Origin of the sequence: Pedobacter sp., from assembly GCF_965279535.1 — a bacterium.
Taxonomy (GTDB): Bacteria; Bacteroidota; Bacteroidia; order Sphingobacteriales; family Sphingobacteriaceae; genus Pedobacter.
The window spans coordinates 1,278,531-1,293,158 of the sequence record NZ_OZ257244.1 but is presented as its reverse complement, the minus strand read 5'-3'; the positions used below and the strand labels follow the sequence as shown (position 1 = coordinate 1,293,158).

14 protein-coding genes are annotated in these 14,628 nt (G+C 40.3%); 6 read left to right on the top strand and 8 right to left on the bottom strand.

Annotation, left to right across the window (positions count from 1 at the left end; genetic code table 11):
- Positions 1-7 precede the first annotated feature (7 nt).
- The 3 genes from kaiB to ACQY77_RS05035 all read right to left on the bottom strand — a co-directional run bounded on the left by kaiB (position 8) and on the right by ACQY77_RS05035 (position 4,355).
- Positions 8-295, bottom strand: a complete 288-nt coding sequence (gene kaiB / locus ACQY77_RS05045; protein WP_421939074.1) for a circadian clock protein KaiB — start codon at positions 293-295, stop codon at positions 8-10.
- The gene (gene kaiC / locus ACQY77_RS05040) at positions 295-2,046 is read right to left on the bottom strand and encodes a circadian clock protein KaiC (RefSeq protein ID WP_421939075.1); all 1,752 of its coding nucleotides are present in this window, start codon (positions 2,044-2,046) and stop codon (positions 295-297) included. The genes kaiB and kaiC overlap by 1 nt, the downstream gene beginning before the upstream one ends.
- Positions 2,047-2,489: 443 nt before the next feature.
- On the bottom strand, positions 2,490-4,355 hold the full coding sequence (locus tag ACQY77_RS05035; RefSeq protein WP_421939076.1) for a TonB-dependent receptor plug domain-containing protein: 1,866 nt from the start codon (positions 4,353-4,355) through the stop codon (positions 2,490-2,492).
- Between the two features lie 63 nt (positions 4,356-4,418).
- On the opposite strand from ACQY77_RS05035, the gene ACQY77_RS05030 reads away from it, so the two are divergent.
- Positions 4,419-5,894 carry a PLP-dependent aminotransferase family protein gene (locus tag ACQY77_RS05030; RefSeq protein ID WP_421939077.1) on the top strand — a complete coding sequence of 492 codons (1,476 nt, stop codon included), beginning with the start codon at positions 4,419-4,421 and terminating at the stop codon, positions 5,892-5,894.
- Between the two features lie 37 nt (positions 5,895-5,931).
- Here ACQY77_RS05030 and ACQY77_RS05025 read toward each other — a convergent pair whose 3' ends face one another.
- From ACQY77_RS05025 to ACQY77_RS05015, 3 genes are all read right to left on the bottom strand, one after another.
- Positions 5,932-6,294, bottom strand: coding sequence for a DUF4180 domain-containing protein (locus ACQY77_RS05025; protein ID WP_421939078.1), 363 nt, complete (start codon positions 6,292-6,294; stop codon positions 5,932-5,934).
- A 187-nt stretch (positions 6,295-6,481) separates the two neighbouring features.
- Complete coding sequence (locus ACQY77_RS05020) at positions 6,482-7,042, bottom strand: ferritin-like domain-containing protein (protein WP_421939079.1); 561 nt, start codon at positions 7,040-7,042, stop codon at positions 6,482-6,484.
- Positions 7,043-7,125: 83 nt separating this feature from the next.
- A complete protein-coding gene (locus ACQY77_RS05015) occupies positions 7,126-7,374 on the bottom strand; it encodes a DUF6766 family protein (protein WP_421942395.1) in 249 nt (82 codons plus the stop codon).
- A gap of 130 nt (positions 7,375-7,504) precedes the next feature.
- Here ACQY77_RS05015 and ACQY77_RS05010 point away from each other — a divergent pair, with 130 nt between their 5' ends.
- The 3 genes from ACQY77_RS05010 to ACQY77_RS05000 all read left to right on the top strand — a co-directional run bounded on the left by ACQY77_RS05010 (position 7,505) and on the right by ACQY77_RS05000 (position 10,934).
- Positions 7,505-8,059 (top strand): ferritin-like domain-containing protein, encoded by a 555-nt coding sequence (locus tag ACQY77_RS05010; RefSeq protein WP_421939080.1) that lies wholly within the window; start codon positions 7,505-7,507, stop codon positions 8,057-8,059.
- Between the two features lie 12 nt (positions 8,060-8,071).
- Positions 8,072-10,264, top strand: coding sequence for a catalase (locus tag ACQY77_RS05005; protein ID WP_421939081.1), 2,193 nt, complete (start codon positions 8,072-8,074; stop codon positions 10,262-10,264).
- A gap of 61 nt (positions 10,265-10,325) precedes the next feature.
- On the top strand, positions 10,326-10,934 hold the full coding sequence (locus ACQY77_RS05000; RefSeq protein WP_421939082.1) for a hypothetical protein: 609 nt from the start codon (positions 10,326-10,328) through the stop codon (positions 10,932-10,934).
- Here the strand turns inward: ACQY77_RS05000 and ACQY77_RS04995 are convergent.
- Positions 10,912-11,418, bottom strand: coding sequence for an ankyrin repeat domain-containing protein (locus tag ACQY77_RS04995; protein WP_421939083.1), 507 nt, complete (start codon positions 11,416-11,418; stop codon positions 10,912-10,914). The two genes, ACQY77_RS05000 and ACQY77_RS04995, sit on opposite strands and share 23 nt — an antisense overlap.
- A 187-nt stretch (positions 11,419-11,605) precedes the next feature.
- Here ACQY77_RS04995 and ACQY77_RS04990 point away from each other — a divergent pair, with 187 nt between their 5' ends.
- Together ACQY77_RS04990 and ACQY77_RS04985 are read left to right on the top strand one after the other, a co-directional pair.
- Complete coding sequence (locus tag ACQY77_RS04990) at positions 11,606-12,670, top strand: fatty acid desaturase family protein (RefSeq protein ID WP_421939084.1); 1,065 nt, start codon at positions 11,606-11,608, stop codon at positions 12,668-12,670.
- A 50-nt stretch (positions 12,671-12,720) separates the two neighbouring features.
- Entirely contained in the window at positions 12,721-13,038 is a 318-nt protein-coding gene (locus tag ACQY77_RS04985) for a hypothetical protein (RefSeq protein WP_421939085.1), read from the top strand.
- 2 nt (positions 13,039-13,040) lie between these two features.
- On the opposite strand, the gene ACQY77_RS04980 is transcribed toward ACQY77_RS04985, so the two are convergent.
- Positions 13,041-14,567 carry a PAS domain S-box protein gene (locus tag ACQY77_RS04980; protein WP_421939086.1) on the bottom strand — a complete coding sequence of 509 codons (1,527 nt, stop codon included), beginning with the start codon at positions 14,565-14,567 and terminating at the stop codon, positions 13,041-13,043.
- Between the last annotated feature and the right edge of the window lie 61 nt (positions 14,568-14,628).

Sequence of the window (14,628 nt, the reverse complement as noted above, 5' to 3'; positions counted from 1 at the left end):
ATTTTTATTAATCTGTTGATATTGGTCTGATATCTAAACCAACCAACACTTTTTCTACGTTGGAGAGATCGCCAATGATTTTACGCACAGGTTCTGGTACTTTTTTTACCAGCGTTGGGATGGCCAGAATTTGATCACCTTCGGCAAGTTGCGGTTTTTCCAAAAGATCAATTACCTCAATACTATACTTTCCTTTTAAATGTTCTTCACAAATGCGTTTCAGATTTTCAAGTGCAACTACAGATTTTGTTGTTTTTCCGGCTACATACAGCCGAAGTTCATATATCTTTCCCACTATTTTTTACTTTTTTTTACGGTAATTTTTTTATCCTCGGATATGTCTGCTCTGCGCAGATCGGTCATTTTTGATAAGGTTTCGCCCATAACCTGCTTTTTCAGTGCCTCTTCAACGTAAACCTTATTGAGCTCTTCTTCTGCAGATTCATACTCTGATCTCAGGCTGTCTATTTTGGATTCAAGTACTTTACGCTTACGTGCTAATTCACGATCTTTTCTGCTAATGGCTTGAGCATGAATTACTTCTCCTGTTTGCTCGAGTAGCATTCTGGCTTTTCTGGCAGAGCCGGTAAGTACACCATCTTCGGTTAAGAATACATCTACCAGATCGAGCCCCCGGTCGGTAATCACAAATTCTCTAATCTGGTTAGAATGTTTCATTCCCCTCGATTTCATGATGTAAAGACCCCTGTTTCGTTCTCCATTGCTGTCAATGTCGCGAATCATTAACCAGGCATCCACTAAAGATGAAACGCCTTCATCGGTTTGTTCGGTAATGGTGTTATTAAGTGCTAATGCTGTGAACATCACCGTGATTTGCTCGGCCTGAAGAAAATCTATTAAACGTACCAGCATGGTTTTTACCTCGCTTACCGAGCCTATAGAGATCAGATTGGTAATGGGGTCGAGTACTACAACATCTGGCTTGAACTTTTTAATGGCCTTATGGATGGCCACAAGATGCATTTCGAGGCCATAAAGTGTTGGTCTGGAGGCGTAAAATTCCAGGTATCCTTTATCTACGTGGCGTTGCATGTTCAAACCAATAGAATTCATATTCCGAATGATTTGTTTTGGTGATTCTTCAAAGGCAAAGAATAAGCATCTTTCCTTGCGTTTGCAGGCGGCATCAGCAAAAGTTGCGGCCACGCTGGTTTTTCCTGTTCCTGCTGTTCCGGATACCAGGATGCTACTGCCTTTGTAAAAACCTCTAAATCCCAGCATTTTATCTAATGCCGGAATTCCGGAAGCAATACTTTCTAAAGAAACCTCTTTGTTGAGTTCGAGAGAGGTAACCGGCAAAACAGATATGCCCTCATCGTCTATCAGAAAAGGATATTCGTTGGTGCCGTGTACTGAACCTCTATATTTAATGATCCGTAATATTCTGGTAGAAATTTGGTTAACTACCCTGTGATCTAAAAGAATTACACAATCAGATACGTATTCCTCCAGCCCTTGCCTGGTGAGGCTTTTTTCTCCACGTTCGCCTGTAATGATTGCAGTTACACCTTTCGATTTAAGAAACTGAAAAAGCCTGCGGATTTCTGCACGGAGAATACCTTCATTACTAAGTCCGGAAAATAGGTTTTCAATTGTATCCAGTGCAACACGTTTAGCACCAATGCTATCAATGGCATGGCCCAAGCGAATGAATAATCCTTCCAGATCATATTCGCCGGTTTCTTCTATTTCAGATCGGTCGATGTGCACATAATCTATTCTTATTTTCTTATCCTTTTCGAGTTTTTCAAGATCAAATCCCAATGATGCGACATTGGTACGGAGTTCATCAGCCTTTTCTTCGAAGGCCATAAATACACCTGGTTCATCATAATCAAGTGCACCTTTTACTAAAAATTCAATTGAAAAAAGTGTTTTCCCTGAACCCGGTTCACCACATATCAATGTTGGCCGGCCGGAGGGAAGGCCACCAAGGGTAATTTCATCTAAGCCTGATATGCCGCTTCTTGTTTTAGAGAAAACGCTGCTCTGCGTTCTTTCAGGCTTTTTTCTGGTTGTAGCCATTCATTAAAATTTAAAAAACTAATCTATCAATAAAACGCTGCTTTCCAAATCGCTATTTAAACTAACAGGGAATAAAGCAAAGTGTTTTAATTATCTGTTGAAGCGATGGCTATTGGTAGATCGTGAGTAGGTTCAGGTCAACAAAAGGCTCTTTAAAGAAGCCTTTTTAGGCCATGCCTGAGAGAAATTCCCGGCTCTTTTTGTAGTATTATATTGAAGTAATCGAATTAGCTAAGGACTTTTTTATGAGGAAGGTGCCAGTGCTAAAAAACAGGTTGGTGATACTGATGATCATCATCCAATAATAAGAACGATGCAAGAGAAATTTTAATCTGTTAGTGCCCAAAACAAGGTAAGCATATTATGAAAGCTTAGTTGGGTTTACAGCGGATTTTGTATAATACTATCCTGAATTTAATCAGGATAGTACTATTATATTATGGTTATAAATTAACGAACTTAACGCCGAGGCTAAACCATCTGGCCGGAAGCGGGATAGCACCCACTTCAAAATAAGTGGTATTGAAAATGTTCTGGGCATCTAAGAATACTGTAAATTTATCAATGCCCTGGCTAATCCTAACATCGTTAATCCAATAGGATTTACCTAGCATCCGCTGGTTAAAACGTGTAGCTAAAAGCATCGATAGCTTCTGATATCTGAAATCTACCGTATTTGTAACCTGATGTTTGAGTGAAGAAATCAGGTATTTGGAAGCAAGACTTGTGTTAGTGTTCTTAAATTCAGATTCTAAATAAGAATAGCCCAACATGAAATTAAATTTCGATTGATTGGTAAGTTCCAGGGCGAAATTAGAACGTACATTAATGCCTCTGGTTAGCAGATCGCCAACGTTGTTGCTTTGCCATGGATCACTACTCACTAGTTTTGTCCAGTCGATAAATTTATTAATTCTTCTATAAAAATAGCTGGACTGGATGCCTAAACCATTTTTGTTAAATTTTAAGCCAATTTCAGATTGGAAAGCATTTTCTGGCATAACATTCGTGTTCCCGATATTCCCGGGGCGTTGATCCAGGTATAAATCGGTAAAGGATGGAAGTCTTTGACTGGTGCCAATATTTCCGCTAATTTTAAGGCTATGGGTTAACTCGTAACTGGCATCCAATCCCGGGTAAAGCTGCCATTTGTAATCAGAATTATAATTAAGATAGGTGCCAAAATTTACGTTTAATTTTTCCAGTAAATAGGTTCTGTATTGTGCATATAATCCCAGGTTTTCACGATTGTGTTTGCCAATATTGGAAGAGTTGATGTCTTCGCTTCTTACTTCGGCACCTAAGCCCAATTCTCCCTTGCCTGTATTGTATGTGGTATTTACCTCTCCGGCCAAAGAATTTGTATAATGTCTGCTTCTTGCGGCATCCAGCCTGGCAGGTCCGAAGTAGCGGTAATCATCATCATTATATCGGTAGCTAAAGCGAGACATTAATGTCCAGCGTGCCGATAAAATACTTTTAGATTGAATGGATGCTAAAGTAGTTTGTACAACCTCATCCGAATTTTTATCGCCAGGTGCCGCGTAGAAGCCATTTGCTCCAAAGCCATTTTTAGTGTAACCGAATAATGCTTCTATCTCATTTGAGGAATTAATTTGGAAGCGTCCCTGGTAAAGTAATTTGTTGTTTTCAAAACCGGTATTAAAACGATACCCATTACTGGCATCGTGCGAGGCAAATAACGAATGCTGGTGTTTTTCTTTGCTTAGTACGGCACCAAACTGGATGCCTCTGCCATTGAAAGTTTTTCCGGAATCTTCAGCATCTTTTTCAAAATTGGAACCGGCATATGAGCTGATTAGAAAACCTGATTGCGTGAGTTTCTTCGTGATGATATTGATGGCTCCGGTTAAACTATTAATGCCGTAAATTCTGGCAGCCGGACCACGTATAATTTCAATTCTTTCGATGGCCTCAACCGGGATGGGCAGGTTGAGCATATTATGAGCCGTTTGCGAATCAATAATTTTTGTTCCGTTTAAAAGAACCACAGTTTGCTCAAAGCTTCCCCCATCTACACTGATATCGGCCTGGCTACCAAAAGGCCCCCTTTGTCGCAAATCTACACCATTAGCATATTGCAACATTTCCTGGATTGTTCGGGCTGGTAATTTTGCAATGGTTTCCTGATCAATGATATAAACATTTCTATTCTGTTTAGAAATAGGGGTGCTGAAACGATTTTCATTAATAACCACATCATCAATCTTGATTACGGTATCTTGTTTGGTTTGCGCAAACAGACTGGTGCTGGCGAGGGTAAGTATAAAAAGGTAAATTTTCTTCATGCTTTCAATTTTTGGCAAAAGTAGTATCTTGCCGTACCATTAAAGTAGGCCAGTTTGTAGAAAATGGATAGTCCGGTTCAAATTCCTTTTAAAAGTTTCATTAAGCTTAATCCTGAAGAGGCTACAGCCTTATACCTTCAAATTGTTTTTGAGTTTATAAAAGCCATACAAACGGGATGGTTACCAGAAGGTACAAAATTACCTGGCACGCGTATTTTGTGTAAATTACTTGCGGTAAACAGAAATACGCTCATTAAGGCCTTTAACGACCTGGAGTCGCAGGGATTTATTGAAAGCCGTGCCAATAGGGGAACTTTCATCTTATCGGGGCAAAAACAAGAAAACAGGCCAAAATCTACTGCTGTTGCAAGAAAGAACAGTTCCGGATTTACTTTTAAACAATCATCTATTTTAGAGAATCCCGTTGAAGTAAGTAACCTTCCTTATCAGTTTAATGACGGACTTCCTGATTTGAGATTGGTACATACCGATATATTGGCCAGGTTATATGTATCCAAACTCAAGAGGCAAAAAAACACCAACTCCTGGCCGAAAATACAGACGCAATCACGGCTTGAGTTTAAGCTTCAGTTTTCTAATTTTTTGAATCTCACACGCGGGCTTCGTATATCTGCTGCTAATTTGCTCAGCACTGGTAGCCATGAAATTGGTTTGTTTTTAGTGGTTAAACTTTTAATTTCTGCGGGTGATAAGGTGGTTGTGGCCTCACCGAGCTATTATCATTCCAATATGACGCTTTCTGATAGCGGTGCTGAAATCATCTCAATTCCCGTTGATGAAAATGGCATCGATACCGAAATGCTAAGGCAGGTTTGTGAGGTACACCAAATTCGGATGCTGTATCTTACTTCGAATTTTCATTATCCAACAACAGTAACCCTAAGTGCTAAAAGAAGGATTGAGTTGCTCGAATTGGCAGACAGGTATGGGTTTGTGATTTTGGAAGATGATTACGACTTTGACTTTCATTACGATAACAACCCGGTACTGCCTTTAGCTGCCTTTGATTCGAATGAACGCGTCGTGTACATCGGTTCATTTGCCAGGTCCTTACCTGCTGGTTTTGGTTACGGATTTGTTGTTGCACCTGCAGCTTTTATTGAAGAATTAGAAAAACATCAGCGCATTTTAGAACCGGGTATAGATGTGGTAAAAGAGCAGGTTTTAACCGAATGGATTCAGGAAGGTGAAGTTCACCGCCTATCGAAAAAGAATAAAAAAATATACAGGGAGCGGAGAGATTATTTTATTGCTTTGCTTAATGATAAGCTCAAAGGCAGCATCCGGTTTCAAATCCCTGCCAGGGGATTGGCTGTATGGGTAGAATGGCTAAATAAATTTAGTTTAATCAAGCTAAAAGAAGTATGCGCATTAAATGGGCTATTCCTGCCTAAAACCATCCTTTACCAAACCAGAACGCTGAGCGCTACACGCCTCGGATTTGGACATCTGAATGAAACGGAAATGGAAAAAGCCGTAGAAATTTTAAGCAAAGCAGTAACTGCTTTAGTTAAATAGGGGAACAATTTTAAACCAAGCATTCAACACTATGCTTTTAGCGGCATGAAAGCCGGCCAATGGCTTCGTTGAGCGACGATAAAAAGTTGATTTGTTTGCCATTATTGCTCTCATAAATGAAATCTCTTAAACTTTTGCTGCTGTAACCGGCAAAGTTGCCTACTATAACCAAACGTACGCGATAGGTGCTGAATTTCTGAAGGATTTCGCCAGCCATTCCATTTTTTAAATCGAAGAATTCGGGGCTGAGTTGAGATTCGTATATGATAATCCTGTCAAAACCCTGATAGTACAAATTACCCATCAGGTCTTTACCATCTTCTATATTATTGATCACAATGGCATCAGAAACAACTTCTGCAATCCTGATTTCGTTAACAACGTGTGTTTTGATTTCCATTAATAGCCCTTATTGAATATACTTTTATTATCGGGCATAAAAATATTATTTTTCATTCAAAACAGGCAGGCAAAAAATATTGAAATGAAATGAGCCCGATATTCCATCGGGCTCATTATAATAAATCTAGTCAAAAAATGTCTAAACTTTCCGGAGATCTTTAAAAGCAATAGTTGAACAATGATTTTTATTCAGCTGCCGCCTCAGCATTAACGGCGCTAACGGCTATTTCGGTAAGGGCAACATCGGTTGCTTTTTCGTTCTCAAGTGTCTGAGTTAGCAAATCGGCAACTTCATCATGCCCCATGTTTTGCGCAAAAACTCTCAATGTTCCATAAGTTGCAATTTCATAGTGCTCTACCTTTTGGGCAGCGAGGATTAAGCCTGCGTCACGAATCATGGTACCCGAATCGGTATCTGAAATGATGCTTTCAGCTTCTTCCAAAAGGCCAGCCATTGCATCACATTTTTTTGCAGCTACCTTTTCTCCTAAAAGCCCGAAAACCTGCTCAAGCGTACTAACATGTTTTTCAGTTTCCTGGGTATGTTTTTCAAATGCTGCAGCAAGCTCAGGACTGGTTGCCGCTTTTTTCATTTTTGGAAGGGCTTTAACAAGATGTTTCTCTGCCCAGTATATATCCTTTAATTCATCGACAAAGAATTCATGGAATTCTGAATCTTCCATTTTTCCGGTTTTTGATGATGATTTTGATGCAGTCTTAGCTGCTGTTTTTGTTGTAGTTGCCATAATTATGTTTTTTAAGGTATGTATCTATACAACCTTGTTTTATTAAATAGGTTTTGGTTATTTCCCTTAACAATGAAGTTTAATTATTTACCTGTTTCTAAATGTGGGGCATCTACCGGCTTTGATTCCGGAGAGCCTTTTTCACGGAGAAAAATGGTGAGCACAACAATTGCTGCTACCGATAGAAATTCGCTCTGCCAGTTTTGAAAAGTTTCGAACCAGAAGTTGGCTTGCCCTAAATAAGCTGCCATGCTTTCCCGGGGTTTCCCAATCAGGCTTTGGCCAATATTATGTTCTTGCCAGCTCCAATAGAAATGTAATCCCCAATTAATAACAAGCTATGATGCATTACAGGGAAAGTAAATCTTGTGTGAGCGATGCTCATTTTTAATACTATGAAATAAACAAAACTATTATTGAAAGCATAGGGTTGTATAGGTACTATAGCTAACAATACATCCTATGAAAACAAAAGAAAGCGGTAGCGACCCTAAGTTCGCAACCAAAACTACTGTGCAGGAATCCCCTGCACTTCAGGCATTATTTAAAGATGGTATAGCCGATTTGTATTGGGCAGAAAACCATTTGGTGAACGCACTTCCAAAAATGATTTCTGCAGCCACGGCAGCAGAATTGAAAGATGCTATTGAATCGCATCTTGCCGAAACAAAAGGACATGTGTCCAGGTTAGAAGATATTTTTTCCCTTCTGGGCGAAAAACCAGTTGCAAAAAAGTGCGATGCTATGGAAGGCTTAACCAAAGAGGCAGAGGGGATAGTAGAAGAAACTGAACCCGGAACGGCAACCCGCGATGTAGGCATTATTCTGGCCTCGCAAAAAGTAGAACATTATGAAATTGCCAGTTACGGCGGGCTACACCAATTGGCAACAACCCTGGGATTAAGTGATGTGGCAGATATTTTAGCACAAACACTTGAGGAAGAGAAACAGGCAGATATTAAGCTCACAGGTATTGCCGAGAATGAGATCAATTACAAAGCAGCTGAAGAAGCTTAACAAATAAAGAATATGGCCAAGAAAACTTCTGATAAAAATGCTGCACCCAGTCAGCAGGAAAACGATAAGACTACAAAATTAGCGTCTTTTGTTGCAGATTCAAGTGGTGAATTTTTAACAACCAATCATGGGGTAAAGATTAACGATGATCAAAATTCGCTCAAAGCAGGAGAGCGGGGTGCTACCTTGCTGGAAGACTTTATTCTGCGTGAAAAAATAACCCATTTTGATCATGAGCGGATTCCTGAGCGTATTGTTCATGCCAGAGGATCTGCGGCGCATGGTGTATTTAAAGTATATAAAGAGATGTCGGCATTAACACGGGCAGCTTTTCTATGCGATCCGGAAGCAGAAACCCCGGTGTTTGTTCGTTTCTCTACTGTAGCAGGCTCACGTGGCTCTACCGATCTTGCACGTGATGTAAGGGGCTTTGCTGTAAAATTTTATACCCAGGAGGGAAATTTTGATCTGGTTGGTAATAATATGCCCGTATTTTTTATTCAGGATGCCTTGAAGTTTCCTGATTTGGTGCATGCAGTTAAACCCGAACCCGATAATGAGATCCCGCAAGCGGCTTCTGCGCACGATACATTTTGGGATTTTATTTCGCAAATGCCAGAATCTGCACACATGATTATGTGGGCCATGAGCGATAGGGCATTGCCCAGAAGTTACAGAATGATGGAAGGGTTTGGTGTGCATACCTTCAGGTTTGTAAATAAAGAAGGTGTGGCCAGCTTCGTTAAATTTCACTGGAAGCCACTATTGGGTGTACATTCGGTAGCCTGGGATGAAGCGCAGAATATATCTGGAAAAGATCCAGATTATCACCGGAGGGATTTGTGGGATGCCATCGAAGCCGGAGCTTTCCCTGAATGGGAGCTGGGGGTGCAGGTGGTACCAGAAGAAGATGAATTTAAATTTGAGTTTGATCTTTTAGATCCCACCAAGCTGATTCCAGAAGAACTGGTTCCGGTGCAACGCATCGGAAAGATGACATTAAACCGTAACCCGGACAATTTTTTTGCAGAAACTGAACAATCGGCTTTTCACGTTGGCCATGTGGTACCGGGAATTGATTTTACCAATGATCCCTTGCTTCAGGGCAGGTTATTTTCTTATACCGATACCCAACTGATTCGTTTGGGCGGACCTAATTTTCACGAAATTCCGATTAACAGACCGGTGGTTCCGGTACATAATAATCAACGTGATGGCCACATGAGGCAAACCATTAACAGGGGTAAAACCAGCTATGGCCCTAACGGAATAGCAGGTAATGATCCGCAACAGGCAAAAGCAGAAGAAGGTGGGTTTGTGAGTTACAATGAGCGGATTGATGCCAGAAAAATCAGGGCGCGGAGCAGAAGCTTTTTCGATCATTTTTCTCAGGCACGCTTGTTTTTCAGATCGCAGAGCGATCCTGAAAAGAACCACATTATCGATGCATTGAGTTTCGAACTGGGCAAAGTAAAAACTGTAGCCATTCGTGAACGTATGTTGGCCGTACTTGCCCAGATAGATAAAGGCCTGGCTACTGAAGTTGCCTATGCCCTGGGGTTACATATTCCTAAAATTGGTTTGGAAGAACTTAATAACAGTATTCCGGCAGATGGAGAAAGGGCTGATTATGCTTCAGCAAATCCTGAAGGAAGTTTAGCTAAATCTGATGCTTTAAGCATGGCAGGAACCATTAAGGATACAATTAAAACCAGGAAAATTGCCGTACTGGCAGCTGACGGTGTGGATGAAAAGTCGTTGAGCAAAGTTAAGGATACATTGATTGCAGCAGGTGCAGTAGTACACATTATAGCACCAAAACTGGGAGAAATCATTTCTATAGAAAATAAAAAGATTGCTGTAGACGAAAGCTTTTTAACCGCTGCCTCTGTGTTGTATGATGCAGTTTATGTGCCGGGAGGAGGAAATTCTGTAGCGAGTTTAGAAGCCGAAGCCAATGCCATCCATTTCTTAAATGAAGCTTTTAAACATTGTAAAGCCATTGCGGCTGATGAAGCTGCCCTGCAAGTGTTGGAATCGACCTATTTCTTTAAAAAATTGCCGGCAGAGTATTCGAAAGAAACGGTTTTAAGAGAAGGTGTTTTGGTATCAGCAGATATTGATGCATTGAGCACTCTTTTTGTACAAATGATTGCTATGCATCGTTTCTGGGAACGCGAAAATCCTAGAAAAATTCCTGCATAACCAAAAGAATAAGTTTAAACTGGTGAAGAAGGTTGGTTCTTCACCATTATCCTAAAACTGTATGGAAAAGGATAGTAAATATTTGGAAACTGTGCCTGTGCAAGTGCAGGGCAGTCAAATGGATATTGTAGAAGAAAGATGTGCACACGCTCAAACAGACGCGATAGTGCTATTCGAACGGGCAAGCAGGCGTCTTTTATCTGTAAACCAATGGGGAGAATATGCCGGACTTTCTGCTTTTCAGCTGATAGATTGCTACGGAATCAGGGCAGAGCGCGAAGCCCAGGAAGGTGATTATATCCGTATAGATATTCCTGGCCCTGGAACGGCCATGGGAATGGGCTACGATTGGGTTAAAATAGAAGAAATTATTGCAATAGAAGAAGCCGAAGAACAAGTGCTTTCCATGACGGTGAGGCCTTGCGGCCACCCCATTTCAGAAAGAGAAGAAACGGCACATTTTCTTACGCGTGCGGCTACATCTACCTTTATCATCAGGCGTACCGGACTTTGTGTGGCGGCAGAGGAACATGGTAGAAATGAGATGCCTAATACGGCCAAAGGGAGTTTTTTTGATAAAAGTCGGAATTTTATTGTAGGAATGGCGGCAAAATTAGGCTTGTCTTATCCCCAGTGGAAAAGCCTTACTAAGGGGCTTTTGAGAGATTAACAGACGCATCGCAGGCTTCCAGAAGCTTAATGCCAACTTCATTTCCTTGTAGCGCAGCATAATCTATTGCACGTTGTCCTCGTAAATCCTGTACATTAACATCAGCTCCTGCATCAATTAATAAAGCAAGTACATCATTTCTGCCAAACATGGCTGCAAACATTAATGCCGTTCCGCCATTGCCATGTTGCAGGTTTAGGGCTGCACCATTTTCAATAAGCATGCTTGCTATTTCAGGGCATCCTTTAAAAGCTACACCCATTAATGCAGTGTTACCGCCCTGATCTGCTGCGTTAATATCTGCGCCGGCGTTTAGGAGTAGCCTGGCTGCTTCGGACTGATTGTTATAACAGGCAATAATAAGTGGGGTGTAACCTTTTTCATCCCGATAATTGAGGTCAGCATTCCTGCGCACAAGTTCATTTAAAACTTCCAGTTCACCCTTTCTTGCTGCAGGGATAACCAGTTCATTGATGTTTTCCATGCTGATATAACCCCATGCGCAAAGGAAAGTTTTAATACCAACCCGTTATCATTAATAAACTTAAAAAAGATAATAAAAATTGATTACTGGCGTTTTAATCATAGCTTTACGCGAAGCGCATTCTATTTGTTTGGCACACAACTGGAAATATCCTGTTGAATTCTCTCAGGTGCTAAACTAAATCACAATGTCAAAGATATCTTTTCAATCTACATCAACGCCTTTTTTTCAGGCCTTAAAGGCAAAGGTTAATACCTATTTTATAGAAACAGGAAAAAGTAAAAATGGTGGTACTAAGCTCTTTATCAAAGGATTGGGTTTAGTGTTTTCTGCTGTTCTGATTTATTTTGTGCTTGTATTTCTTAATCCGCATTGGATAGTTGCTATCATTCTCTGTGCCGCCTTTGGTGCCAATCTCGCTGCTATTGGCTTCAATGTGATGCATGAAGGTGGGCATGGAAGCTTCTCAAAGTTTAAGTGGATTAATGAAGTTTCTGCCTATTCCTTAAATATAATGGGTGGAACAATACATTTCTGGAAGCAAAAGCACAATATCGATCATCATACCTATACCAATATTGAAGGTATGGACCATGATATTGATATTAAATTTATGCGCATGCATGCAGAACAAGATAAAAAATGGCATCACCAGTTTCAACAATACTATTGGATTCTTTTATATGGCGTTTCTTACCTGGCCTGGGTATTGTATCAGGATTTTGAAAAATACTTTTCAAAAAAAATGGGCAGATCCGGGAAAAAGATGAATTTAAGCGTTAGGGAGCATGTAATTTTCTGGACAACCAAGCTGGCCTACATATCGGTTTATTTACTGGTTCCAATTTTGATATTGGGATTTTGGAAAGCCATTATAGGTTTTCTTATTGCTGCGGTGGTATGTGGTTTTACTTTAAGTGTTGTGTTTCAGCTGGCACACGTAGTAGAAGGAACCAGCTTTCCTGGAAATATTAACGGCAAAATCCAGAACGAATGGGCAGTACACCAGATTTCATCTACAGCAAACTTTGCTACGCGAAGTAAGTTGGCTTATTTTTTTCTGGGCGGCTTAAATTTTCAGGTGGAGCATCACCTTTTTCCAGGCATTAGTCATATCCATTACCCAAAAATCAATGAGTTTGTGAAAGAAACCTGTAATGAATTTGGCGTTTCATATCTGGAACACCGAACCATGTTACGTGCATTTATCTCACATCTATCACACATAAAAAAATTGGGCGTTTCTGCGTAATTAGCGCATCCCTATTTATAAATGGCCATTTGGCCGGTTAAAATTTTATTATGCAAAATGAAAACATAGCCTTACAGGCAAAAGTATTTTTATTCCATTTGAATAATTCGAATGATGAAAACGGAATTAAACGCGATGAGGAGTGGAAGCTCTGCCAGGTTACCGAAACTTCTAAAGCAGAGATTGAAAGGAACTATTATCCAACAGTATCTACAAAGGTAGACCGCAAAATAATGGAAGAATTTTCGAATACCGTAATGATGAACTTAAAGCTACAGCCTAAGGTAAAGGTTACTGGTTTAGCCATTGATTCGCAGCAGGGTGCAGATTACTTAATTGCTTTTTCTCCAAGCAGGATAAGAAGATAATGTTAAACTGCAGCCGGGAGATCGAAACAGAATGTTGATCCTTCTCCCTGGCAGCTTTTTACCCTAATGTTTGATTCATGGAGATCCAGAATCATGGATACAAGATACAAACCTATACCAAAGCCGCTAATGAATCTGGTTTTCTCACTATTTACGCGATAAAATTTTTGAAATAACTGCTTTTGGTCCTTTTCAGAGATACCTATTCCTTCATCCTGGATAGAAATGGTAACGTTTTTATCGTTAGCGATGCAGCTAACGGTAATGTTTCCCTGTTCGGGTGAATATTTTTGTGCATTACCAATAAGGTTGGTCATAACCAGCGAAATTTTCTCTATATCACCATTTACATAACATTCCTGTATTCCCTCATAAATGATCGGGTGCCTGGATGATAGAATACTGGCATCTTCAATGCAGCTTTTAAGTAAGCCAACAATGTCAAACCTGCTGATTTCCAGTTGCATTTTTCCTTCCTCGAAACGGGATACGCTGAGAAAGTCTGAAATCATTTTCTCCATTTTCTTGGTCTGAATTTCAGCACGCGAAAGCGCATTGGCAATAAAATCCAGTTCCTGTTGACGTGCCTTATGAAGGGCAATCTGAACGTAGGAGCGGAGTGAAGTTAGTGGAGTTTTAAGTTCGTGACTAACAAATCCAATGAATTCGTCTTTCTTCTTCTCCATTAACTTATTTTCGGTTATATCTCTGGCAATTTTAGAGAGCCCCACAATATCACCATTTCGGTCTTTTATGGGCGATATGGTGAGTGATACGTAGATTAATCCACCGTCTTTGCGCATGCGCACCGTTTCAAAATGATCAACACGATTGCCTTGCTTAAGTTGTGAGAGGATCCGTGGCTCTTCAGTGTAGCGGTCTGGAGGAATAATCTTAAGAATGGATTCACCAATCATCTCGGCTGCAGTATATCCAAATATGCGCTCGGCAGAATCGTTCCAGCTGGTAACAATGCTATTCAGGTCTTTGCTGATAATGGCATCATCAGAAGAGTTAATAATAGCACTTAAACGTTCACTAACTACTTCAGCTTTTCTATGGGCAGTTAAATCTCTGGCAATTTTAGATACACCAATAATGGAACCCTCTTCATTTAAAATAGGAGATATGGTAAGCGATACATCTACCAGGTTACCATCTTTGCGCAATCTTCTGGTTTCGAAGTGATCTACGCGAATTCCCTGACGAAGTTGATTAAGGATATGTGTTTCTTCATCTTCGCGGCCCCTGGGGATAAGTTTTAATATCGATTCGCCAACAATCTCTTCACTTGTATAACCAAATATTTTGTAAGCCGCAGTATTCCAGCTTGTTATTATCCCGTTAAGGTCTTTGCTAATAATGGCATCATCCGAACTTTCGACAATGGAATTCAATACCGCACTTTTCTCCTCTGCAATGCGAAGTGTATCAACCGTTTCCTTAAACAGCAGATTATCAAGCACCAGCGCCTGCTCTTGTTTTTCGAACTCAGCAATTAACCTGGAAATCTCTTTAGAATCTTTCATACACACATCTTAGTGCTACAAGATAGAGATATTATCCCGATAATGAAGCGCTAACAGGAAT

What these genes read in the sequence shown, in the direction of transcription:
- ACQY77_RS05025 (WP_421939078.1), bottom strand. Translation starts at nt 6,294, where the DNA reads ATGGAAATCAAAACACACGTTGTTAACGAAATCAGGATTGCAGAAGTT.
- ACQY77_RS04990 (WP_421939084.1), top strand. Translation starts at nt 11,606, where the DNA reads ATGTCAAAGATATCTTTTCAATCTACATCAACGCCTTTTTTTCAGGCC.
- kaiC (WP_421939075.1), bottom strand. Translation starts at nt 2,046, where the DNA reads ATGGCTACAACCAGAAAAAAGCCTGAAAGAACGCAGAGCAGCGTTTTC.
- ACQY77_RS04980 (WP_421939086.1), bottom strand. Translation starts at nt 14,567, where the DNA reads ATGAAAGATTCTAAAGAGATTTCCAGGTTAATTGCTGAGTTCGAAAAA.
- ACQY77_RS05020 (WP_421939079.1), bottom strand. Translation starts at nt 7,042, where the DNA reads ATGGCAACTACAACAAAAACAGCAGCTAAGACTGCATCAAAATCATCA.
- ACQY77_RS05010 (WP_421939080.1), top strand. Translation starts at nt 7,505, where the DNA reads ATGAAAACAAAAGAAAGCGGTAGCGACCCTAAGTTCGCAACCAAAACT.
- ACQY77_RS04995 (WP_421939083.1), bottom strand. Translation starts at nt 11,418, where the DNA reads ATGGAAAACATCAATGAACTGGTTATCCCTGCAGCAAGAAAGGGTGAA.
- ACQY77_RS05005 (WP_421939081.1), top strand. Translation starts at nt 8,072, where the DNA reads ATGGCCAAGAAAACTTCTGATAAAAATGCTGCACCCAGTCAGCAGGAA.
- ACQY77_RS05030 (WP_421939077.1), top strand. Translation starts at nt 4,419, where the DNA reads ATGGATAGTCCGGTTCAAATTCCTTTTAAAAGTTTCATTAAGCTTAAT.
- ACQY77_RS05035 (WP_421939076.1), bottom strand. Translation starts at nt 4,355, where the DNA reads ATGAAGAAAATTTACCTTTTTATACTTACCCTCGCCAGCACCAGTCTG.
- ACQY77_RS05000 (WP_421939082.1), top strand. Translation starts at nt 10,326, where the DNA reads ATGGAAAAGGATAGTAAATATTTGGAAACTGTGCCTGTGCAAGTGCAG.
- ACQY77_RS04985 (WP_421939085.1), top strand. Translation starts at nt 12,721, where the DNA reads ATGCAAAATGAAAACATAGCCTTACAGGCAAAAGTATTTTTATTCCAT.